General features: G+C 37.1%; 24 protein-coding genes. 15 read left to right on the forward strand and 9 right to left on the reverse strand.

The features are described from left to right. The first annotated feature begins 18 nt into the window (after positions 1–18). The 6 genes from rpoD (at position 19) to ACFSFY_RS00450 (ending at position 5,538) form a co-directional block, all read left to right on the forward strand. Entirely contained in the window at positions 19–1,146 is a 1,128-nt protein-coding gene (gene rpoD / locus ACFSFY_RS00425) for an RNA polymerase sigma factor RpoD (RefSeq protein ID WP_381535195.1), read from the forward strand. Positions 1,147–1,210: 64 nt separating this feature from the next. Next, complete coding sequence (locus tag ACFSFY_RS00430; RefSeq protein WP_381535196.1) at positions 1,211–1,765, forward strand: hypothetical protein; 555 nt, start codon at positions 1,211–1,213, stop codon at positions 1,763–1,765. A 94-nt stretch (positions 1,766–1,859) separates the two neighbouring features. Continuing rightward, positions 1,860–2,999 (forward strand): acyl-CoA dehydrogenase family protein, encoded by a 1,140-nt coding sequence (locus ACFSFY_RS00435; RefSeq protein ID WP_381535338.1) that lies wholly within the window; start codon positions 1,860–1,862, stop codon positions 2,997–2,999. 218 nt (positions 3,000–3,217) lie between these two features. Continuing rightward, on the forward strand, positions 3,218–3,601 hold the full coding sequence (locus ACFSFY_RS00440; protein WP_381535197.1) for a c-type cytochrome: 384 nt from the start codon (positions 3,218–3,220) through the stop codon (positions 3,599–3,601). 123 nt (positions 3,602–3,724) lie between these two features. Further along, positions 3,725–4,423 (forward strand): tRNA (adenine(22)-N(1))-methyltransferase, encoded by a 699-nt coding sequence (locus ACFSFY_RS00445; protein ID WP_381535198.1) that lies wholly within the window; start codon positions 3,725–3,727, stop codon positions 4,421–4,423. Next, positions 4,420–5,538, forward strand: a complete 1,119-nt coding sequence (locus tag ACFSFY_RS00450) for a Nif3-like dinuclear metal center hexameric protein (protein ID WP_381535199.1) — start codon at positions 4,420–4,422, stop codon at positions 5,536–5,538. The genes ACFSFY_RS00445 and ACFSFY_RS00450 overlap by 4 nt, the downstream gene beginning before the upstream one ends. A gap of 50 nt (positions 5,539–5,588) precedes the next feature. Here the strand turns inward: ACFSFY_RS00450 and ACFSFY_RS00455 are convergent, their stop codons facing one another. Continuing rightward, entirely contained in the window at positions 5,589–6,560 is a 972-nt protein-coding gene (locus tag ACFSFY_RS00455; RefSeq protein WP_381535200.1) for a 4-hydroxy-3-methylbut-2-enyl diphosphate reductase, read from the reverse strand. A gap of 63 nt (positions 6,561–6,623) precedes the next feature. Further along, positions 6,624–7,085, reverse strand: coding sequence for a VrrA/YqfQ family protein (gene vrrA / locus ACFSFY_RS00460; RefSeq protein ID WP_381535201.1), 462 nt, complete (start codon positions 7,083–7,085; stop codon positions 6,624–6,626). Between the two features lie 113 nt (positions 7,086–7,198). On the opposite strand from vrrA, the gene ACFSFY_RS00465 reads away from it, so the two are divergent. Beyond that, a complete protein-coding gene (locus ACFSFY_RS00465) occupies positions 7,199–8,494 on the forward strand; it encodes a DEAD/DEAH box helicase (protein WP_381535202.1) in 1,296 nt (431 codons plus the stop codon). Then, positions 8,491–9,396 (forward strand): deoxyribonuclease IV, encoded by a 906-nt coding sequence (locus ACFSFY_RS00470; protein ID WP_381535203.1) that lies wholly within the window; start codon positions 8,491–8,493, stop codon positions 9,394–9,396. The genes ACFSFY_RS00465 and ACFSFY_RS00470 overlap by 4 nt, the downstream gene beginning before the upstream one ends. 64 nt (positions 9,397–9,460) lie before the next feature. On the opposite strand, the gene ACFSFY_RS00475 is transcribed toward ACFSFY_RS00470, so the two are convergent. Next, entirely contained in the window at positions 9,461–9,709 is a 249-nt protein-coding gene (locus ACFSFY_RS00475) for a hypothetical protein (RefSeq protein ID WP_381535204.1), read from the reverse strand. Positions 9,710–9,813: 104 nt separating this feature from the next. On the opposite strand from ACFSFY_RS00475, the gene ACFSFY_RS00480 reads away from it, so the two are divergent. Genes ACFSFY_RS00480 through ACFSFY_RS00490 form a run of 3 tightly spaced genes read left to right on the forward strand, consistent with a single transcriptional unit; the run spans position 9,814 to position 11,860 of the window. Next, on the forward strand, positions 9,814–10,587 hold the full coding sequence (locus tag ACFSFY_RS00480) for a metal ABC transporter ATP-binding protein (RefSeq protein WP_381535205.1): 774 nt from the start codon (positions 9,814–9,816) through the stop codon (positions 10,585–10,587). Continuing rightward, positions 10,584–11,447, forward strand: a complete 864-nt coding sequence (locus tag ACFSFY_RS00485; RefSeq protein WP_381535206.1) for a metal ABC transporter permease — start codon at positions 10,584–10,586, stop codon at positions 11,445–11,447. Before ACFSFY_RS00480 ends, ACFSFY_RS00485 begins: the two co-directional genes overlap by 4 nt. After that, a complete protein-coding gene (locus ACFSFY_RS00490) occupies positions 11,444–11,860 on the forward strand; it encodes a Fur family transcriptional regulator (protein WP_381535207.1) in 417 nt (138 codons plus the stop codon). The genes ACFSFY_RS00485 and ACFSFY_RS00490 overlap by 4 nt, the downstream gene beginning before the upstream one ends. A gap of 46 nt (positions 11,861–11,906) precedes the next feature. Here ACFSFY_RS00490 and ACFSFY_RS00495 read toward each other — a convergent pair whose 3' ends face one another. From ACFSFY_RS00495 to ACFSFY_RS00510, 4 genes are all read right to left on the reverse strand, one after another. Then, positions 11,907–12,479 carry a 5' nucleotidase, NT5C type gene (locus tag ACFSFY_RS00495; protein ID WP_381535208.1) on the reverse strand — a complete coding sequence of 191 codons (573 nt, stop codon included), beginning with the start codon at positions 12,477–12,479 and terminating at the stop codon, positions 11,907–11,909. Beyond that, on the reverse strand, positions 12,476–13,600 hold the full coding sequence (ispG, locus tag ACFSFY_RS00500) for a flavodoxin-dependent (E)-4-hydroxy-3-methylbut-2-enyl-diphosphate synthase (RefSeq protein ID WP_381535209.1): 1,125 nt from the start codon (positions 13,598–13,600) through the stop codon (positions 12,476–12,478). Before ispG ends, ACFSFY_RS00495 begins: the two co-directional genes overlap by 4 nt. 84 nt (positions 13,601–13,684) lie before the next feature. Next, positions 13,685–14,032, reverse strand: coding sequence for a hypothetical protein (locus ACFSFY_RS00505; protein ID WP_381535210.1), 348 nt, complete (start codon positions 14,030–14,032; stop codon positions 13,685–13,687). A gap of 44 nt (positions 14,033–14,076) precedes the next feature. Further along, positions 14,077–14,580 carry a DUF1189 family protein gene (locus ACFSFY_RS00510; RefSeq protein WP_381535211.1) on the reverse strand — a complete coding sequence of 168 codons (504 nt, stop codon included), beginning with the start codon at positions 14,578–14,580 and terminating at the stop codon, positions 14,077–14,079. Between the two features lie 199 nt (positions 14,581–14,779). Here ACFSFY_RS00510 and ACFSFY_RS00515 point away from each other — a divergent pair, with 199 nt between their 5' ends. The 4 genes from ACFSFY_RS00515 to ACFSFY_RS00530 all read left to right on the forward strand — a co-directional run bounded on the left by ACFSFY_RS00515 (position 14,780) and on the right by ACFSFY_RS00530 (position 19,921). Beyond that, positions 14,780–16,411, forward strand: a complete 1,632-nt coding sequence (locus tag ACFSFY_RS00515) for a Na/Pi cotransporter family protein (protein ID WP_381535212.1) — start codon at positions 14,780–14,782, stop codon at positions 16,409–16,411. Positions 16,412–16,436: 25 nt separating this feature from the next. After that, a complete protein-coding gene (locus tag ACFSFY_RS00520; protein ID WP_381535213.1) occupies positions 16,437–16,919 on the forward strand; it encodes a DUF456 domain-containing protein in 483 nt (160 codons plus the stop codon). A gap of 119 nt (positions 16,920–17,038) precedes the next feature. After that, a complete protein-coding gene (locus ACFSFY_RS00525) occupies positions 17,039–17,641 on the forward strand; it encodes a superoxide dismutase (protein ID WP_381535214.1) in 603 nt (200 codons plus the stop codon). A gap of 168 nt (positions 17,642–17,809) precedes the next feature. Further along, the gene (locus ACFSFY_RS00530) at positions 17,810–19,921 is read left to right on the forward strand and encodes a peptidoglycan D,D-transpeptidase FtsI family protein (RefSeq protein ID WP_381535339.1); all 2,112 of its coding nucleotides are present in this window, start codon (positions 17,810–17,812) and stop codon (positions 19,919–19,921) included. A gap of 104 nt (positions 19,922–20,025) precedes the next feature. Here ACFSFY_RS00530 and ACFSFY_RS00535 read toward each other — a convergent pair whose 3' ends face one another. Together ACFSFY_RS00535 and ACFSFY_RS00540 are read right to left on the reverse strand one after the other, a co-directional pair. After that, positions 20,026–20,502, reverse strand: coding sequence for a hypothetical protein (locus tag ACFSFY_RS00535; protein WP_381535215.1), 477 nt, complete (start codon positions 20,500–20,502; stop codon positions 20,026–20,028). Beyond that, complete coding sequence (locus ACFSFY_RS00540; protein WP_381535216.1) at positions 20,499–20,858, reverse strand: hypothetical protein; 360 nt, start codon at positions 20,856–20,858, stop codon at positions 20,499–20,501. Before ACFSFY_RS00540 ends, ACFSFY_RS00535 begins: the two co-directional genes overlap by 4 nt. Positions 20,859–21,000 lie beyond the last annotated feature (142 nt).

Raw genomic sequence — 21,000 nt, forward strand, 5'->3', positions numbered from 1 at the left:
AGAAGGAGGAACGTTAAGATGAGTAAAAATGAATTGTCTGGGGATATAGAAGTAGAAATGACGATAGAAGAAACAAAAGCGAAGTTAATGGAAGCGGGAAAGAAAACAGGGGAACTAACATTAGATGAGGTGACCGAGAAACTTTCACAATTCGAAATAGAACCCGAACAATTCGAAGAGTTCTTAGATGCTGTTGAAGCACAAGGTATAGAAATGGATCGGAAATCAGAAAGTGAAGAAGCGGAAGAAGAACCAGGAAAAGCACCCGCTGAAGAAACTAAATTTGATTTAAATGATTTAAGTGTGCCTCCAGGCGTTAAGATAAATGACCCGGTTCGTATGTATCTAAAAGAAATTGGTCGTGTAGAACTATTAACAGGACCTCAAGAAGTAGCGCTTGCTATTCGAATCATTGATGGTGATGACTCAGCAAGGAAAGAGCTTGCTGAAGCGAACTTACGTCTCGTTGTAAGTATTGCAAAACGTTATGTTGGACGCGGTATGCTCTTTTTAGATTTAATTCAAGAAGGAAATATGGGCCTCATTAAAGCTGTTGAGAAATTTGACCACACTAAAGGATTTAAGTTTAGTACGTATGCAACATGGTGGATACGTCAAGCGATTACACGGGCGATTGCGGACCAAGCTCGTACTATTCGTATACCAGTCCATATGGTTGAAACGATTAATAAATTAATACGTGTTCAGCGTCAATTACTACAAGATTTAGGTCGGGAACCTTCACCTGAAGAAATCGGTGAAGAAATGGATTTAACAGCGGATCGAGTTAGAGAAATTCTTAAAATCGCCCAAGAGCCTGTTTCACTTGAAACGCCTATTGGTGAAGAAGATGATTCACATCTTGGAGATTTCATTGAAGATTCTGAAGCGCAATCTCCATCAGATCATGCAGCTTATGAATTATTGAAAGAACAATTGGAAGATGTACTTGATACCTTAACGGATAGAGAAGAGAACGTTTTAAGACTGCGTTTTGGCCTTGATGATGGTAGGACAAGAACTCTTGAAGAAGTAGGTAAAGTATTTGGTGTAACACGTGAAAGAATTCGTCAAATCGAAGCAAAAGCTTTGCGAAAACTGCGTCACCCATCAAGAAGTAAAAGACTTAAAGACTTTCTTGAGTGATCTCAAGCACCGGCAAACTCCTTGCCGGTGTTTTCTTTAACCAATAGTAGGGGTGATTTGTATTATGAATAGTAAGCGTAAGCAAATAATAATGTCTGAAATTGTTTACTGGAAACAAAACAAGTTATTACCAGAGCATTACTGTGATTTCTTAATTTCTCTTTATGCTCAAGGTGAGGAAGAAAGTATTGAAAGCATTGTTCCTCAATCTGTAATTGCCTTGGAGAAAAATAAATTAAAAAGAACATTAATTCTTCTTTCTGTTTTTGCCCTCATAGCAAGTATTAGTATGTTCATAGTATCCATTAATCCATTAATTACACTAGGTTTATCAGCCACTCTATTTTTATTTTATTTGTTTTATGCCATTCGCAGCACGATTAAAAAACGTCAAATCGCACCTTTTTTATACATACTATCCGCATTTATGTTATTACTGTTATCTATGAAATTATGGAGTTTTTATTTTAATGAGAACTCCATTATTCTAATTGTCTTTCTAACATTAAATTGTTTTTCATGGCTAATCGCCGGTAAATCTCTAAAATTAACTTATTTCATGATTTCAGGCATTGCTGGTCTTCTCGTCATTACGGGTTTTGTTGTCAGTATGATGTGAAAGAATTGACTTTTATTCATGTGAAGCTTGTTAAGTAGCGGTAATATTCGCTATAATTAATTGTGTAAACGTTTACAAAAAGGGGATGACTATGTTGAATTTTGATTTAACAGAAGAGCAGCAAATGATTCGTAAGATGATAAAGGAATTTGCAGATGAAGAAGTCGCGCCAGGAGCAATTGCACGCGATCAATCTAAGGAATTTCCGGTAGAAGTATTTAAAAAGTTGTCCAAAATGGGAATGATGGGCTTACCTTTTTCAACAGAGTATGGCGGGGGAGCAGCCGATACTATCAGTTTTGCTATCGTTACAGAAGAGTTGAGTCGGGCGTGTGCATCAACAGGAATTACCTATTCTGCACATATTTCACTGGGGGGTGCACCACTTAACTTATTTGGGACAGAAGAACAAAAAGAAAAATACTTAACACCCATTTGTTCGGGTGATTCATTTGGTGCATTTGGACTTACTGAGTCAAATGCAGGTTCGGATGCAGGCGGTACGCAAACAACTGCAATAGAAGACGGTGATGATTTTATCATTAACGGTTCGAAAGTATATATTACAAATGCAAGTCATGCGAAACATTTAGCGATTACTGCAATCACTGGAGAAAATAATGGTGTAAAAGAAATTAGCGCTATTATTGTTCCTACTACGGCTGAAGGTTTTACGATCCTTGATAAATATGAAAAGATGGGCTTACACGCTTCAAATACGACAGAACTTGTCTTTGATAATGTTAGAGTTCCTAAAGAGAACCTGCTTGGAACGCGTGGGAACGGCTTTAAGCAGTTCTTAGTGACTTTGGATGGTGGTAGAATCGGAATTGGTGCAATGGCTGTAGGGATAGCTCAGGCGGCGTTTGACCGTGCTCTTCGCTATTCGAAAGAACGTAAGCAATTTGGCAAAACACTGTCAGAGTTTCAAGTGACTCAGTTTAAATTAGCAGATATGGCGATGAAAATCGAATTAGCGCGGACAATGGTATATAAAGCGGCATGGTTAAAAGATCAAGGGCGTCCATTCTCTAAAGAAGCTGCAATGTGTAAATTATATGCATCGGAAATTGCGATGGAGGTTACAAGTCAAGCGATCCAGATTCATGGTGGATATGGATATATGAGGGAATATGAAGTAGAAAGATATATGCGAGATGCAAAACTTCTTGAAATTGGTGAGGGGACATCTGAAGTGCAACGTATGGTTATTGCAAAACTGATTGGTTGTTAACTACCAATTAGGATTTAACATATATATACTAATTATGTACGTATTGGTGTCGATAATCAGTTGAACTTAGATAATTGTGACTGAGAAATTTGTCGGATTTGTCACAAAGGATGAAATAAAAGCTTATAACACTTTTAGTTTTCCAGTCAATACAGTACAATAATAGTTGTGTACTGTATTGATTACAGAAAAAATTCTTTATGAAGGAGGGTTATTCAATGAATAAAAATGCTGTTATACCTTATATCCTGATTTTCTCACTTGGTATCGGTCTGATTTTCTTCATGTCTATTTATGGACTTGGTCAAAAAGAGGAAATTGCAAGCCAAGGTGAAGATGGAAAAACTGAAGAAGGTACAGATGTAGATGTAGCTGATTTTGATGCTGAAGTAGCACAAGGTAAATGTATAGGTTGTCATGGTGGAGACCTTACTGGCGGTATGGGTGGTGCAGCCCCTAGTCTTATTGGTACAAGCTTATCTAAAGATGACATTGTAGATATTTTAAATAATGGTTTAGGCGCAATGCCTGCACAAGTACCAAATGCGATTCCAGCTGAACATGTAGATGAAATGGCGGAATATATTCTATCACTTAAATAAAATGGTAAAGAATGAGTCTTCGGTCAACGGATTTATCTGTTGATAGAGGGCTTTTTCTTTTTGTTATGGAGTAATAGTAATATAATGAGAGTATGGAAAAGCGAGTAGAAGGAAGTGTTTTCATTGATTACAGAACGATTATCAAACAGACTTAAAGCGGTTGCGTCATTTGTGGGAGAAGGGGCGGTAGTTGCGGATATTGGAAGTGATCATGCATATCTGCCGTGTTATCTTCTTAAAACAGGGAAAATAAACCGGGCTATAGCAGGTGAGGTAGCGAATGGGCCGTATGATTCGGCTATGAAAAATGTTTTGAAAGAGGGCTTGTCAGATTCCATTACTGTTCGCTTAGCAGACGGTCTTTTTGCTATCAAAGAAACTGATTTAGTTGATACTATAACAATTGCTGGAATGGGTGGTACTTTAATTGCATCTATATTGGAAAACGGCAAGACCCAATTAGACTCGATTACACGAATTATTGTTCAACCGAATATCCAGTCAAGCGTCATACGTAAATGGGCAGTTTTCAATGGATGGAAAATTGTTTCTGAACAAATATTGAAAGAAGACGATAAGATTTACGAAGTCCTGACTATGGAAAAAGGTTTATCTTCCTACGATGAAACTGAAATACTGTTGGGCCCTTTTCTTTGCTTGGAAAAAAGTGTTGTTTTTCGTGAGAAGTGGGAAAGAGAAATAGTGGAATGGCATCGTGTACTTCTGTCGATTGAAGATGCAGAAGAAACGGATCTTGTTCGAAAGAAAAAGAAACAAGTAAAAAGTCAAATTGAGTTAGTAAGAAAGGTGTTGGCAACATGAAAAAAGTAAATGGTCATGAAATCATAAACTTGTTTGAAGAATGGTCGCCAAAAAAGTATGCGATGGAAGGAGATCCTGTTGGATTACATATTGGCGCTCTTAATCGAACGGTTGAGAAAGTACTTATTACTCTAGACGTAAATGAGGCGGTAGTGGATGAAGCAATCGAAATAGGTGCAACTTTAATTATTGCGCATCATCCCCCGATATTCAGGCCTCTAAAAGGTTTATTTGTGGACACTCCTCAAGGTAGGATGATCGAGAAGTGTATTAAAAACAATCTTTCCGTTTATGCAGCACATACAAATTTAGATGTAGCAACTGGTGGAGTGAATGATATGCTTGCGAATTTACTAGAACTGCAAGACACTGATGTTGTGGAAGTAACTTATTCTGAATCGTTGTATAAATTATCGGTATTTAGTCCTGTTTCCCATGCCGATGCACTTCGACAAGCATTAGCGGGAGCGGGTGCAGGCGCAATTGGAGATTATAAAGGATGCAGTTTTACTTCTAGTGGAACTGGTCGTTTTACTCCTAGTGAAGGGGCCAACCCTTTTATAGGAAGTGTCGATGAAATGGAAAGTGTGGCCGAAGAAAAAATCGAAGTAGTTTTACCGGAACACCTTAAACAGAGAGTATTAAAGGCGATGGTTAAAGCACATCCATACGAAGAACCGGCATACGATTACATCAGATTGGATCAGCAGACAAACGAACTTGGTTTAGGGCGTATTGGAAAACTAAAAGAAGAGTTGACACTTGAAAAGTTTGCAGGACATGTAAAATCGGTTTTTAATGTTCCAGCTGTTCGATTTGTAGGAGATCCCACTGCAATTATTCGCAAAGTTGCAGTACTCGGTGGTGATGGTAACAAGTATATTCATGCAGCTAAACGAAAAGGGGCAGATGTTCTTGTAACCGGAGATTTATATTACCATATCGCACATGATGCTGAAGCAATTGGTTTAAATATAGTAGATCCTGGGCATAATATTGAAAAAGTAATGATACAAGGTGTTGCAAAATATATGACTCAAGCCTGTCTCACAGCAAAATATAATGTTGAGTTTTATGAATCTAAAATTATTACTGAACCGTTTCAATTTATCTGATGTTAAAAAAATAAAACCGGCCATCTAGTTAAAATAGGCCGGTTTTATTATTATGCATAAGGTTCTATTCTTACAACTGGTTGTGGATTTTTAATTCTTGGAAGAATTCGTTCTAACTTGAATTTCTTTTCTGGATTATGTGTAGTTGGGTCATCTTGTTTAAAGTTTTCAAGGAAAGCAGTAACTTCTCTAACTACAAGAGTCGGAGTCGATGCTCCAGCAGTCACAGCTACCGTTTCAATACCTTCTAACCAAGAAATTTCAAGTTCAGAAACATCTGAAATTCTGTATGAAGGCGTATTTGCAATTTCCACGGATACTTGGGTCAAGCGATTTGAGTTATTGCTCAAAGGATCTCCCACAACAATTAAAAGCTCTGCTTCACCAGCTTGTTCTGCAACTGCTTCTTGTCTAACTTGAGTTGCAAGGCAAATTTCTTGATGTATTTCAATATGTGGATATTTTACTTGTAATGCTTCCATGAGGTGAGCTACATCCCATTGACTCATTGTGGTTTGATTGGTAACGACAAGTTTTTCATTTATTACTGTTAAAGCATTTATATCTTCAATTGTTTCAATAAGGTGAACCGAGTTAGGGGCAACACCAATCGCACCCTCAGGTTCAGGATGATGTTTTTTACCAATATAAATAACGTCGTATCCATCTTGGGTCATTTCTTCTATCAAATCATGGGTAACTGTAACATCCGGACAAGTAGCATCTATTGAAACAAGACCTTTTCTTTTTGCAAGCTCTCTTACCTCAGGAGAAACGCCGTGTGCTGTAAAAATAACAGTTCCTTTTTCTACTTTTTCAAGAATTTCAAGTCTGTTTTCTCCATCTAATGTAACAATACCGTCTTCTTCGAATGCGTCTGTTACATGTTTATTGTGGACAATCATACCTAAAATAAAAATGGGTCTTGGTAACGTTTTATCGAGTGCTGCATTTCTAGCAATAATCATTGCATCGACAACCCCGTAACAATAGCCTCTTGGGGTAATCTTTAATACCTTCATCTACTCCACTCCTCAAATAGGATTTGTAATCTATTATAACGGAGTTTGGTAGTTGTTTCAAAGTTATAACCCGGGAGGCTGAAAGATTCGTGGTATCGATTGCATAGGATTTCCGATTGGCGCAGCATTTTGTGCTGCCGTAGGTGCTGATCTATTTGCAAAAGTTGGTCCAGTTGTCTCAGCTGGTCCGGTTGATGGAAGTGATTGAAATCCTTTGTAAAGTCTCCACATTGCAGGTAAGTTTTGCATCATTGGTGCAAACTGCTGTACAACGGGTGCGTATTGTTGTGCAGTATTTAAAAAACGATTAGCAGTTTCCATATAGGACTCCATTTTTGAAGGACCTTGTGGGGGCGCTCCTTGCATTTGACCCGGATAGGGACTGTTATTCATTGGTCTAGCTTGAAACGGTTGCATAGGGGCTTGTTGTTGACCTTGAAAAGGCGGCGTACGAAAGCCCGGTTGTCCCAAAGGATGCGGAGGAGATTGCTGCCGCTCGAATGGATAAAAGGACTGATATCTCATTTTATACTCCTTTCGTCAGTAAAGAATTAAACGAACACATTGTATACTATGCAAAAATCTCATACTACGGAACAGAATCATGATACAATAGGAATAGGTTAGGAGGCATTTAAATGTCGAAATTCACAGATTATAATTTTAAACCGTTCATTCGGGAAGCAATTGATAAGCTCGGTTTTACAGGTCCGACGCCGATTCAAAAAGAAATCATTCCACTTATTCTGAAAGGAACAAGTGCCATTGGTCAAGCACATACGGGGACAGGGAAATCACATAGTTTTCTTATTCCAATACTTGAGCGGACAAATGCTTCGTTGAAGGATTTGCAAGCAGTTGTTGTTGCACCAACGAGGGAACTAGCTACACAGCTTTATAACGAATTAACAAAGATGACAGAAGGCACAGAGATTCGATCGACGTTACTAATTGGAGGAACAGATAAAGAAAGATCTGTTGATAGACTCAAATCCAATCCACATATTGTCGTAGGTACACCTGGTAGAATTAGCTATATGGCTGAAAAGGGTGCACTTGGAATTCATACAGCGAAAATACTTGTCATTGATGAAGCAGACCTTGCATTTGATATGGGCTTTATCGAAGATATTGATAAATTCGCATCAAAAATGCCCACGAATCTAGAAATGTATGTCTTTTCAGCGACAATTCCAGAAAATCTTAAACCATTCCTAACGAAGTATATGGAATCGCCGGCGCATGTTCAAATTGGTAAGAGTAAATCTCTAACCGAAGGAATGCATTATTCGCTCGTTCCAGTTCGTGGAATGGACAGGCAGAAAAAATTATTGCAAGTAATGGGTGGAATATCTCCCTATTTAGCAATTATATTTACGAATACAAGACAAAATGCTGATAATCTTGCAAATTTCCTTGCAGAATCTGGTATTAAAACGGGACGCATACACGGTGATTTAACGTCTCGTGAGCGAACTCGAATGATGAAAAGAATTCGTGATCTTGATTTCCAATTCATCGTTGCGACAGATCTTGCCGCTCGAGGAATCGATATCCCCGGCGTGAGTCATGTTATTAATTATGAACTTCCAGACGAACTTGAGTTCTTCATACATCGTGTTGGACGTACTGCTCGCGCAGGTCTTGAAGGTAATGCGATCACTCTATACGATCCATCTGAAGAAGATAAAGTGATTCGGATTGAACAGATGGGAATTCCATTTGTTCACGAAGAAGTTAAAGATGGAGCATGGGTAGAAGTAAAAGAACGTCACTCAAGAAAAATCCGTGTTAAGACAGTTGACGACATCGACCGGAAAGTTGCTTCGTTTGTACGAAAACCCGCTAAAGTTAAACCGGGTTATAAAAAGAAAATGACGCAAAAAATGGAGGAAATGAAGAAGCGGGAAAGGAGAATTAAGCGTAAAAAATGACAAATGAGACACGTTTACTTCTTGGATCTCATGTTTCGATGAGTGGCAGTAAAATGTTACTTGGTTCGAGTGAGGACGCTTTAAGCTATGGAGCTTCTACTTTTATGATTTATACTGGAGCTCCGCAAAACACGCGGAGAAAACCAATCGAAGAACTAAATATAGAAGCAGGTCGCAAGCATATGTTGGATAACGGTATAGATAATATCGTTGTCCATGCACCTTATATAATAAATCTTGCAAATACGTTTAAACCAGAGACATTTGCTCTTGGTGTTGAGTTTTTACAAAAAGAAATTGAACGAACTGCTGCACTTGGTTCGAATCAAATTGTTTTGCATCCAGGTGCGCATGTAACCGCGGGAGCCGAAAAGGGAATCGCGAAAATTATTGAAGGATTAAACGAGGTTTTATCCCAAGATTATCCTGTTCGAATTGCCTTAGAAACGATGGCGGGTAAAGGGACGGAATGTGGTCGTAGTTTTGATGAAATTGCCGCGATTATAGACGGTGTGACACATAATCATCGACTATCTGTCTGTTTTGATACATGTCACGTCCATGATGCAGGTTATGATATCGTCAATGATTTTAGTGGTGTGCTCGATGAGTTTGATCGAATCGTTGGGAATGACCGTATTTCGGTCATCCATGTGAACGATAGTAAAAACATTCGTGGTGCAATGAAGGATCGACATGAGAATATTGGTTTTGGTGAAATTGGCTTTGAACCACTATCGTTTATTGTTCATCATCCAGATTTTAAAGAAATACCTAAAATTTTGGAAACACCTTTTGTCGGTGCAGATCCAAAAAACAAAAAAGCTCCATATCAGTATGAAATCGAAATGTTTAAAGCAAAATCATTTCAGCCTGATAAGATAGAATTACTGAAAGTTTGATTCTATTGAAATAGAATCTGAAAACAAATCCCGTCTGCTTAAGAATATAAGCAGACGGGATTCTTTATCGTTTTACATCCATATACATACGAAATAGTTGTTCAGTCTTGTCAAATCCTATAGCGCTTTGTACTTTTTTAATAAAAGTTTCGGGTATACCCGTTAGTACCCAATGGAATGATATTTCATTTACCAATGGACGTAGTGCTTGAATTTCAGAAATTTCAAAGTCTATTCCGTAACTGCTTGCAATTTCTTGTACGTCATGATCGCTTCTTGTTTTTACTTCGTTTAAAAATTGAGCATAATCCATACATAAATCCTTCCTTTCTTAAATGGTTGTTCTTTGGTCAATCATAGTTTATAATTTCAAATATCAATCGGAATGATTCCTAATTGAGCGGAAAGGAAAAAAATATGAAAAACAATACAATAATTGAACTAGACAATGTAAATTTTAATTATGGACACACGGCTGTTTTGGAAGACATTTCTTTAAAAGTTGAAAATGGTGAGTTTTGGGCTCTCATAGGTCCCAATGGATCCGGTAAGTCTACGCTAATTAATATCATTCTTGGTTTACTAAAACCTGATTCAGGTACGGTTAAGTTATTTGGAGTGGAACTAGATTCATTTAAACATAGAGAACTAATCGGGTATGTGTCACAAAAATCGAATTCATTTAACTCTGGTTTTCCGGCGACTGTTTTAGAAGTTGTACGCAGTGGCTTAACTCGGAAAAGAGGTTTGTTTAAACGTTTTTCAAAAAATGAAGAACTGAAAGCTATTGAAGCATTAAAGATTGTTGGAATGGATCATTTTTCCGGTAGAAATATTGGTGAATTATCTGGTGGCCAGCAGCAAAGGGTATTTATTGCACGGGCATTAGCAGGTGAACCGGAGCTCCTTGTGATGGATGAACCAACCGTGGGTATAGATCAACAAAATGTAAGTTCGTTTTATTCTATGCTCAATGATTTAAATCGTGACCATGGTATTGCTATTCTACTCGTTACACATGAAATCGATTTAGTGACTGATTTGGCAACACATGTCGCTTGTTTAAATCGTACAATTCATTTCCACGGCATTCAGTCCGATTATAAAAGAATGAACGATGAAAAAATCTCGAAATGGTACGGACATCCTGTAAGACGCGTTCATCAGCACGAATTGGGGGCTGAAGAATGATTAGTGCAATTCTATCTTATGAATTTTTACAAAACGCATTTCTTTCCGGACTAATTATTGGTGTAATTGCACCTCTTCTAGGATTATTTATTGTCGTTCGACGACTTGCTTTAATCGCAGATGCTTTGAGTCACGTTGCACTTGCTGGAATTGCTGGAAGTTTGTATCTTAGTCAGCAAGTTCTTTTCTTCGCTGCACTGAATCCAGTTTATCTTGGTATTGGAGCCGCTGTTGGGGGATCGTTGCTCATTGAGAAATTAAGAGGCACGTATCGCCATTACGAGGAACTAGCTATTCCGGTAATTCTTTCGGCCGGAATTGGTATTGGAGCTATATTTATTTCACTTTCAAAAGGTTTCAGTTCAGATTTAATTGGCTATTTATTTGGTTCGGTTTCCGCGGTGAGCAGACAAGATTTACTTATAGTGATTATAATTGCAATTGTTGTTATTGGGTATATTCGATTTCTTTATAAAGAACTATTCGTGTTGTCATTTGATGCTGAATACTCGAAGGTTTCTGGAATAAATTCGAAATACATTCAGATGTTTTTTATGATTATTACTGCGCTTGTTATTGGCGCATCAATGCGGATTGTTGGAATACTACTCGTCTCTTCTTTGATGACAATTCCCGTCGCTGCAGCAATTCAAATTGCGAAAAGTTTTAAAGCTGCTATGATCTATTCCATTATATTTGGAGAGGTAGCGGTACTTATTGGTCTTACTTCAGCATTTTATTTAGATATTGCACCTGGTGGTACGATTGTAGTTACGTCGATTATTATTTTATTAATTGTCCTTATCATGAAAAAAGCACAGAGTAGACGCAGTGCGCATATAGAGGGGGAAATTATATGACATTAGACGAGGCGTGGAGAATACTTCAGGACAAACAATTTAAACGTACAAAAAATAGGGAAACGATTTTACAGTTGTTTTCAAAGAATGATCGATATATGACTGCGGCAGATGTTAGAGGTTTCATGGAGATAGAGAACCCGGGTATAAGTTTCGATACAATCTATCGAAACTTAGCTACATTTGCGGAACTTAACATATTGGAAGAAACGGATTTATCTGGTGAACGACATTTTCGAATGCAGTGCGACCCTGGAGTTCACCACCATCACTTTATTTGTACTGCATGTGGTAAAACACGTAGTATTGCAGACTGTCCGATGGAAATGATTGCTGTTAACTTGCCGAATTATGAAGTCGAAGGACATAAGTTTGAAATTTACGGTAAATGTCCTTTGTGTATAAGTGCATAGAAAAAGACCTGTGATTTACACAGGTCTTTTTTTATTACTATAATAGTTATTCAGTTGCGAATAAGTGTTGTATCCACTTGTTCGCTTCCTGCCAATCGTATACGCGTATGACGCCATCGGGAATCGTCATTCGGTTGTAGGGTGTATCAAATAATAGAACAGGAATTTGAAGCTCTTCATGTATCTCTACTGCGTTATCATGCTTGTCCTCGAAAAATGCATCGACAGCAAACTTTTTTGCTGTCTCAATCTTTTGGTGACTTCCGGTAAGTTCGATATGATCAAAAGGAATTTCTTCCCTTGTAAACCATTCTTGGGTACCTTGAAAGACATGATTTCCACGTGCAGAAATATAAAAGAGTTCGAACTGAGTTATCCAAGATGATAAAACCTCTTGAGCGAATGGTTGGGCAGCAGAAGTTTCATAAATATGAGGCTCAGCTTCTTTGTACCACTCATAAAATGTTTTCTCATCAATTGGAAAGGCCTTAGTTAAGTCATATTCTTTTATATCCTCTAATATTAATTCACAACCAAATTGTTTATTGATGTGAGGCAGAAGAGACGTTGGACAAGTTACTGTTCCGTCTATATCTATGCCAAAACGAAGATTTCTCATTTTGCTTTTTCCGCTTCAATCAGTAGATTTTCTTGTCTTTTCTTTTCGAAGTACTCTTCAGCGAGCTTATCGATTTCAATCTTAAGTTCTTCAACCATTGTTTCCTCAGGAACTTTACGGACAATTTCGCCCTTCATGAATAATAAACCTTCACCGCGAGCGCCGGCAATACCAATGTCTGCTTCTCTTGCTTCTCCTGGTCCGTTTACAGCGCAACCGAGTACAGCAACTTTAATAGGTGCTTTGATTGTTGAAATGTATTCTTCAACTTCGTTTGCAATTGAAATTAAATCAATTTCAATACGTCCACATGTCGGACAAGAAATTAGAGTTGCAGAATCGGAAGACAATGCGAATACTTTTAGCAGCTCTCTTGCAACTTTAACTTCTTGTACAGGATCTGCACTGAGGGACACACGCATCGTATTACCGATACCAGCGGATAGAAGTGTGCCTAAACCTGCAGCACTTTTAATAGAGCCGGCAAATAGAGTTCCTGATTCTGTAATACCCAGATGTAATGGATAATCGAATGCTGCTGAAGCCTTCATATATGCATCCACTGCAAGATTTACATCGGATGCTTTAAGTGACACGATAATGTCGTGAAAATCAAGATCTTCTAATATTTTAATATGATAGAGAGCACTTTCAACCATACCTTCTGCGGTAGGATAACCATACTTTTCAAGAATAGATTTCTCAAGAGAGCCGGCGTTTACACCAATACGGATTGGAATCCCTTTGGCTTTTGCAGCATTGACAACTTCTCTAACATATCGATCGCGTCCAATATTACCAGGATTTATTCGTATTTTATCGGCACCTTGTTCAATTGCAATCAAAGCCAATTTATAACTGAAATGAATATCCACTACAAGTGGAATGTTTATTTGTTTTTTTATTTCTGCAATTGAATACGCTGCACGCTCATCAGGACATGCGACACGAACGATTTGACATCCAGCTTCTTCAAGTCGTAATATTTCTTTTACAGTTTCTTCAACATCATGTGTTTTGGTAGTAGTCATACTTTGAATAAATAGCTCATCGCTACCGCCAATCGTTAAATTACCGACTCGGACGGGACGTGTTTTAGATCTGTGTGTAATAGCACTCATTTATATTCTCTCCTTAGATGGCCTTAGCCGGTTCACTACTTTCTATTTTATCAATCAATAGTTCAAAAAGACAAGAGACAACCCTTATATCTTTGAATCTAAACAATTATTGGCATCTATTCTATAGAGAGGTAAAACTATTTTCTCTCCACCAACAATGTCTTGATGTTGTAGATGAGGATTTAATTTATAGAAATCATTTAATCTGTCTAAAAAACTTTTGGTCGGATCTGGGTAAAGTGCAAACAGCGCTTCAATCGTATCCCCAGTAACAGACGCTATAGCGATTGAAAAAGTTTCTGTTTCATCGCATTGTACTGATTGGCTTTCTTGAGTTGCAAATGCCGCAATAGGAATTGTACCAGACATGAGGTCAATGCGAACGAAGTGAATGATAATGAATAACACAACTGCGAGTACTAGTATTCTCATGAAATTCCCCCCTTCAACACTATATGTGTGAAAAGGAGAGTTATTCATTTAGGTTTTTTTGGATAGTACCTGATGGCCAATACTATGTAAATTATATGAATAATTGAAGTGAATAGTATACTGTAATTTGCTAAGATTGGAAAAAAGTCAAATGCAATGGCGAATAAAATAGGAACCGTAATTGCAATTGCTGAAGTTCTCCATATATGAAGAAATTCCCCACGTCTCTTCATTAGCTTTAATAGCAAAGAACCAACATAAGCAAAAACACTAATCCGTATAAAAATATAAAAAGTGTTAATGACTAGTTGCATCATGAAAGCAATTGGATAGATGAGCCAACCAATTCTTTTACTATATTCCATTAACTCCGGAGAATCTTCAAAAAGAATCGCATCACCAACTAAGAATCGAGAAAACGAAATAATAGTGAAAATAAAAATAAAAACAAAAACATATTTAAACACTTTTCCAATAGATAACAATCTAAATGCAGCAAGCTTCTTTGGTTCGAAAAAGCTTGCGCTAAATATTTTGTGTATCTTCATCGACGCACCTCCTAGCTCTCTCAACAGTCTATCATCATTGAAGAGGAACTTATTAAAGAAAGATTCAACAGTTTGATGACTTTTTCTCCAGTCAATTGTTAAGGTATTGTAAAGATTGGTTCCTATCTATTTACATTAGTCGACATGTATCATCATAATAAGATTGAATGAAAAAAGTGTGATTGGAGTTGACTGTGGAATGGATTTAAACTGGCAGGAAATGCTGTTCCAGTTTTTCGGAGGACTTGGTATCTTTTTGTTCTCAATAAAGTATATGGGTGATGGACTTCAAAAAGCAGCGGGGGATAGACTTCGCGAAATTCTAGATCGTTTTACTACGAATCCTTTTATGGGTATTTTGGTTGGAATTGTCGTAACAGTCCTTATTCAATCCAGTTCAGGAACTACAGTTATAACAATCGGCCTTGTAAGTGCAGGATTTATGACACTAAGGCAAGCAATAGGCGTAATAATGGGTGCGAATATTGGAACAACAATTACAGCATTTATTATTGGTCTAGATGTTGGCGCCTATGCTCTGCCGATTATGGCAGTTGGCGCATTTCTAATCTTCTTTATGAAAAAGAATTCTATTAAAAATATGGGAGAAGTCATTTTTGGTTTTGGGGGACTTTTTCTTGGCCTTGAATTAATGAGTGGTGGAATGGAGCCCCTTAGAGGATTGCAGGCATTTACCGACCTTACAATATCAATGAGTGATAAACCGATATTGGGTGTTATTGTAGGAACAGTCTTTACTTTGATAGTACAGAGCTCAAGTGCGACTGTTGGGATTCTCCAAGGATTATATGCAGAAAACCTTATTGATTTAAAAGCCGCGCTTCCAATCCTTTTTGGAGATAACGTTGGTACAACGATTACGGCTGTTTTAGCTTCAATTGGTGCGTCTGTTGCAGCGAGACGAGCTGCCGCGGTACATGTCTTATTTAATATTCTAGGAACCGTTATATTTTTACTTATACTGATACCATTCACATCTTATGTTACTTCACTTTCATCGATATTGGCGTTAGAAAATAAAATGCAAATTGCATTTGCTCATGGTTCATTTAACGTCGCCAATACAATTATTCAATTTCCGCTTATTGGTTTGTGGGCTTATCTTGTAACAAAGCTTATACCAGGCGAAGATGTGACAATTGAATTTAAACCAAAACATTTGGATCGGCATTTTATCGAGCAATCTCCTGCAATAGCGATTGGGCAAGCGAAGGAAGAAATTGTTCGCATGGGCGAGTTTAGTATTCAAGGTTTAAAGGAATCATATGAATACTTGAAAACAGGTAATAAAAAACATGCTGAAACAGCGTATCAATTAGAAGATGCTATTAATAATTTAGATCGCAGAATAACTGATTATTTAATAGAGATTTCTGCTGTAAGTATTTCTACTGTTGAATCTGTTCGTCATGTAATGCTTATGGAAACCGTCCGTGATATCGAGCGAATTGGTGACCATTTTGAAAACATTATTGAACTCATTGATTTTCGAGACTTAAATCGAGTCAAATTAACAGAGAATGCAATGAATGATCTTGCTGAAATGTTCACTTTAACAATTGAAACTGTTCAAAAAGCAGTTGATTCATTAGATTTAAATGATATGGATTTAGCAAGAACTGTGGCAGAAAAAGAAGATTTGATTGACAAAATGGAACGGAAATTCAGAAAAAACCACATTCTTCGTCTAAACGATGGTAGTTGTACGGCACAAGGAGGTATGGTTTTTGTTGATATCGTTTCAAATTTAGAACGAATCGGAGACCATGCAGTAAATATCGCAGAAGCGATTCTTGGTAAACGTGGTTAATAATGAGTAATAGGAGGGTTTCTAAATGGAGCTAATTGGTATAAACGTCGCGATATTGTTTTTTATCATTGCGTTAGTAGGTCTCGTTTATCCAATTATTCCGTCCGCATTATTTATGGGATTGGGATTCCTTTCCTATGGTTTATTGGTCACTTTTGATGGAATGAATTGGTTATTTTGGAGTATCCAAGTTTTGTTTATCGTTTTATTATTTGGTGCTGATATGTTGTCAAGTTTACTTGGTGTTCAAAAATTTGGTGGATCAAAAGCAGGGATGTGGGGCAGTACGATCGGTTTGCTAATCGGCCCGTTTGTCATTCCGGTTGCTGGTATTATATTGGGGCCATTCCTTGGAGCAGTCCTTGCAGAATTAATAGTCACTCGGAGTGGTTTTAAACAAGCACTGAAAACAGGGATTGGTTCGCTAATTGGATTTTTAACATCGGTTATTACAAAAGGGACACTAATGATTGTGATGATTGTCATATTCTTCATTTTTATTAAATAAAATTTAGCATATTCTGAATTTTGATAGTGCAATAGTCCATTTTATTTGAACAGACATCATAACTTTGTTAATGTTAAGGATGTAGTAAAGAATTTAATCTCTCAAGGAGGAAAAGACAAATGGCTTATAAATTACCAGAATTACCTTATGCTTATGACGCACTTGAACCACACTTCGACAAAGAGACGATGAATATTCATCACACAAAACATCATAATGCTTATATCACAAATGTAAATAATGCACTAGAAGGAAATGAAGAACTTCAAAGTAAATCTGTTGAAGATTTAATTTCTAATATGGATGCAATTCCTGAAAACATCCGTACTGCAGTTCGCAATAACGGTGGGGGACATGCAAACCACTCACTTTTCTGGGAAGTACTTTCACCAGAAGGCGGCGGAAATCCAACAGGCGCACTTGCTGAAGATATCGATAAAAAGTTTGGTAGCTTTGATAAGTTTAAAGAAGAGTTTGCTAAAGCTGGAGCAACACGTTTTGGTTCAGGTTGGGCTTGGCTAGTATTAAATGATGGTGGACTTGAAATTATGTCTACACCAAACCAAGATTCGCCACTAATGGAAGGCAAAACACCACTTCTTGGCCTTGACGTTTGGGAACATGCATACTACTTAAACTACCAAAACCGTCGTCCAGATTACATTTCAGCATTTTGGAATGTAGTTAACTGGGATGAAGTTGCAAAACGTTACGGAAAATAATTTCTTGATAATGAAACAAAGCACACACCTTGTTCGTCAAGGTGTGTGCTTTTCATTTTTGAATGTTATAATTCATAAAGAAGAATAGGAGGGAGTCGAATTGTGACTAAACAAGGCAACAAAGTAGATCAGGCAAAGGTACGGCAACGAAAAAGCACCGCTTTTAGAATGAACTTTCTTTTCTTCGCAATATTTATTCTTTTTTCACTGCTCATTTTTCGTCTGGGCTATTTACAAATTGTAAAAGGTGAAGACTATGTAATGAAACTTAAACAAACAGAAGAAATACCGATTAATACGAGTGTACCTCGTGGACGAATATTTGACAGAGATGGACGAATCCTTGTTGATAATGAGCCTAAAAATGCAATTACATATACGAAATCGACAGGTACTACAACAGCTGAAATGCTGATAACAGCAAAAAAACTATCAGAGTTAATTGAACAAAGCACAAACCGTATTACAACTGGAGACAAAAGGGACTTTTGGATTTTAAACAATAGTGAAGAAGCTAGTAATAAAATAACAGAAAAAGAAAAAAAGAAGATTTTTGAGGATCCTGAATTAAAAGATGGAAAAGCTCAAAGAGAAATAAACCGATTAACTCGTGAACGGATTACTAAAGAGGAGTTAGCTTCATTTACCGATGAGGATCTAGAGGTTCTAGCGATCTATCGTGAAATGATGTCGGGGTATGCCTTTTCACCACAAATTATTAAAAGTGGGGATGTCACAGACAGAGAGTTTGCTGTTGTTTCAGAGCACTTAAGTGAGCCAGAACTCGTGGGTGTTAATACAACTACGGATTGGGAAAGAGTTCGTAAATCTCTGAGTACAATACTTGGAACTACTACGAGTCCGACAGAGGGTATTCCAAAGTCAGATGTAGATTATTATTTATGGAGAGACTATTCTAGGAACGACCGAGTGGGTAGAAGCTTTGTAGAACAGTATTATGAAGATTTATTGAAAGGTCAAAAGACAATTGTTAAAAACATTAAAGATAGAACTGGCCGTGTTGTAGAAACAAAAACCGTAAAGGAAGGCGAGCCGGGGAAAGATTTAATTTTAACAATCGATAGTGAGTTAGAATTTGCTCTTGAAGAAATAGTTTCTAAGAAGTTATTAGAATTAAAAGCAGGACCCAATTCCCAAGCATTGGATAAAGCTTTCCTTGTAATGATGAATCCTAAAAATGGAGAAGTACTCTCATTAATTGGGAAACAAGTTGTTACAAATAAGGAAAGCGGTAAAAGAGAAATCCGAGATTATGCTTTTGGTACCTTTACAGCTGCATATGAAGCCGGTTCAACAGTTAAGATGGCGACATTACTTACAGGTTATCAAGAAGGTGCGGCAAGAATCGGTGAAACAAAAATTGATGAAATGCTTGAAATGACAGGTACGAGCAATAAAAGTTCTTTGTTCAACCAATCATTTAGACAGATTCCGGTAAATGACATAGTGGCAATTGGTAGATCATCAAACGTTTATATGTTTAAAACAGCGATTGCAATCGGTAACGGCACTTATCGAAGGGGCGGTAGGTTATCCTTAGATAAAGATCATGCATTTGATGTGATGAGCAATGCGTTTAAATCGTTTGGTCTTGGAACGAAAACCGGTATTGATTTACCTGGTGAAGCAATAGGTTACACTACGGAACCTGAATTTCCAGGACTGATTTTGGATTATGCAATTGGACAATATGCAACGTATACAACGCTTCAACTTGCACAGTTTGTTTCAACAATCGCGAATGATGGTTACCGTATTGCTCCAAAGGTATTAAAAGAAATTCGTGAACCGTCTATAAATGGACAACATTTCGGACCTTTAATCCAAGAAAGCAAAATCAATATTTTAAATCGAATTAATAATACAAATGAAGAAATAAAACAAGTTCAACGGGGAATGAATTATACGTATTACGGACAATACGGAACTGCAAAAAATTGGTTTGCCAATAAGCCGTATAATGCTGCTGGAAAAACTGGAACAGCCCAATCCGAAGTTACAGTAGATGGTGTTTATTATAAAACGGTTAATTTGTCGCATGTAGGTTATGCACCTTATGAAAATCCAGAGATTGCTTATGCCGTATTAATTCCACATGTGTCAACAAATCGCTCTAAATATGAATCTCACCAAAATGATATCGCTGTAGAAGCTGTTGATAAGTATTTCGAATTAAAGGCGAAAAAAGCTAGTGAAATTAAAAATTCTTCTGTTGTCGAAGATATAAAACCACCTTTTGAAGGCGCGGATAAAGAATAGAGTTTAGAGGTAATGAAGAGTGTGTATTCGTTCCTAAATATATTTAAAGAAGAATACCTAAAAAAACCGACTCAGCTGTAGTAATAATGGCTGAGTCGGTTTTTTCATTTTGTAATCAGTTCAACGATGGTCTTAATGTCCATTGAGGAGTCGAGCTCGTATTCGCCTATCTGTATTTTACCAGATAGGTTTTCTGTAGTGAGATATGTTTCGAAATCGATATTATCTTTTATAAGACCTTGCCGTAGCAATTCATAGCCTACGGATGTTGAATCTGTCCCTGGTTGAATCGTAAATAAAGTTTTTATTATTATTTCCGTTTCGGATTCGGACTCTTTTTCCACAATTTTATTTTCATCTTCCGATTTTTCGGTCTTGCTCTTCTGGGAAACGGAAGTTGCTGTCTGTAGTTTAGAAAGTTCGTTTTGTGTAGCACTTAATTTATCTTCTAAGTCTTTAATTTGAAGGTCTTGTTGGGAGGCGTCATTATTTATGGGTTCCTTACCTGTATTTTCGAAGAAAAGGAATGTTCCTGTTAGAATACAAGCGACTCCAATCGTACGCAAGATGTCGCGAATCATCCAATCGCTCCCTTCGATTGGAGAACAGAACTTACTTGTTCTTTTGTTAAGGATGCACGTTCCGCGATATCGTCAATTGAATAACCTTGTGACTTCAATGTAAGAATTTGATTTACAATAATCTCATGAATTGGTTTTTCTCGGAATGTATTTTGGGAATTAGTAGATACTGGGTTAATACCAATCATCAATTCTTCTTCAACTGCTTTAAGCCGTTTTTTTAATCCATTTGTTTCTTGATGTAAACTTATTGAAACCTTTTCCAATTCGTCGGCGTGTTTATCTGTATTATTAAGAAAAAACGAAGCAAATACGATAATAATTCCTATTGCTATTAGTATTATTGAAAAGTCCATTTTACCACTCCTAAATTTGTTCCATTAATCCCATTTTACCATAGGATAAGTGTAAAGGATATTTCATTCTTTTTATTGGATATTTCGAATTGATGTGTTATAATTAAAAAGTCGTATAAATCATGCTCATATATATATATAT

Origin of the sequence: Sporosarcina siberiensis (assembly GCF_042681925.1) — a bacterium.
In the GTDB taxonomy this organism is placed as follows: domain Bacteria; phylum Bacillota; class Bacilli; order Bacillales_A; family Planococcaceae; genus Sporosarcina; species Sporosarcina siberiensis.

What these genes read in the sequence shown, in the direction of transcription:
- ACFSFY_RS00510 (WP_381535211.1), bottom strand. Translation starts at nt 14,580, where the DNA reads ATGAAGATACACAAAATATTTAGCGCAAGCTTTTTCGAACCAAAGAAG.
- ACFSFY_RS00465 (WP_381535202.1), top strand. Translation starts at nt 7,199, where the DNA reads ATGTCGAAATTCACAGATTATAATTTTAAACCGTTCATTCGGGAAGCA.
- ACFSFY_RS00490 (WP_381535207.1), top strand. Translation starts at nt 11,444, where the DNA reads ATGACATTAGACGAGGCGTGGAGAATACTTCAGGACAAACAATTTAAA.
- ACFSFY_RS00470 (WP_381535203.1), top strand. Translation starts at nt 8,491, where the DNA reads ATGACAAATGAGACACGTTTACTTCTTGGATCTCATGTTTCGATGAGT.
- ACFSFY_RS00440 (WP_381535197.1), top strand. Translation starts at nt 3,218, where the DNA reads ATGAATAAAAATGCTGTTATACCTTATATCCTGATTTTCTCACTTGGT.
- ACFSFY_RS00495 (WP_381535208.1), bottom strand. Translation starts at nt 12,479, where the DNA reads ATGAGAAATCTTCGTTTTGGCATAGATATAGACGGAACAGTAACTTGT.
- vrrA (WP_381535201.1), bottom strand. Translation starts at nt 7,085, where the DNA reads ATGAGATATCAGTCCTTTTATCCATTCGAGCGGCAGCAATCTCCTCCG.
- ACFSFY_RS00525 (WP_381535214.1), top strand. Translation starts at nt 17,039, where the DNA reads ATGGCTTATAAATTACCAGAATTACCTTATGCTTATGACGCACTTGAA.
- ispG (WP_381535209.1), bottom strand. Translation starts at nt 13,600, where the DNA reads ATGAGTGCTATTACACACAGATCTAAAACACGTCCCGTCCGAGTCGGT.
- ACFSFY_RS00450 (WP_381535199.1), top strand. Translation starts at nt 4,420, where the DNA reads ATGAAAAAAGTAAATGGTCATGAAATCATAAACTTGTTTGAAGAATGG.
- rpoD (WP_381535195.1), top strand. Translation starts at nt 19, where the DNA reads ATGAGTAAAAATGAATTGTCTGGGGATATAGAAGTAGAAATGACGATA.
- ACFSFY_RS00455 (WP_381535200.1), bottom strand. Translation starts at nt 6,560, where the DNA reads ATGAAGGTATTAAAGATTACCCCAAGAGGCTATTGTTACGGGGTTGTC.
- ACFSFY_RS00535 (WP_381535215.1), bottom strand. Translation starts at nt 20,502, where the DNA reads ATGATTCGCGACATCTTGCGTACGATTGGAGTCGCTTGTATTCTAACA.
- ACFSFY_RS00430 (WP_381535196.1), top strand. Translation starts at nt 1,211, where the DNA reads ATGAATAGTAAGCGTAAGCAAATAATAATGTCTGAAATTGTTTACTGG.
- ACFSFY_RS00485 (WP_381535206.1), top strand. Translation starts at nt 10,584, where the DNA reads ATGATTAGTGCAATTCTATCTTATGAATTTTTACAAAACGCATTTCTT.
- ACFSFY_RS00530 (WP_381535339.1), top strand. Translation starts at nt 17,810, where the DNA reads ATGAACTTTCTTTTCTTCGCAATATTTATTCTTTTTTCACTGCTCATT.
- ACFSFY_RS00520 (WP_381535213.1), top strand. Translation starts at nt 16,437, where the DNA reads ATGGAGCTAATTGGTATAAACGTCGCGATATTGTTTTTTATCATTGCG.
- ACFSFY_RS00515 (WP_381535212.1), top strand. Translation starts at nt 14,780, where the DNA reads ATGGATTTAAACTGGCAGGAAATGCTGTTCCAGTTTTTCGGAGGACTT.
- ACFSFY_RS00480 (WP_381535205.1), top strand. Translation starts at nt 9,814, where the DNA reads ATGAAAAACAATACAATAATTGAACTAGACAATGTAAATTTTAATTAT.
- ACFSFY_RS00475 (WP_381535204.1), bottom strand. Translation starts at nt 9,709, where the DNA reads ATGGATTATGCTCAATTTTTAAACGAAGTAAAAACAAGAAGCGATCAT.
- ACFSFY_RS00540 (WP_381535216.1), bottom strand. Translation starts at nt 20,858, where the DNA reads ATGGACTTTTCAATAATACTAATAGCAATAGGAATTATTATCGTATTT.
- ACFSFY_RS00505 (WP_381535210.1), bottom strand. Translation starts at nt 14,032, where the DNA reads ATGAGAATACTAGTACTCGCAGTTGTGTTATTCATTATCATTCACTTC.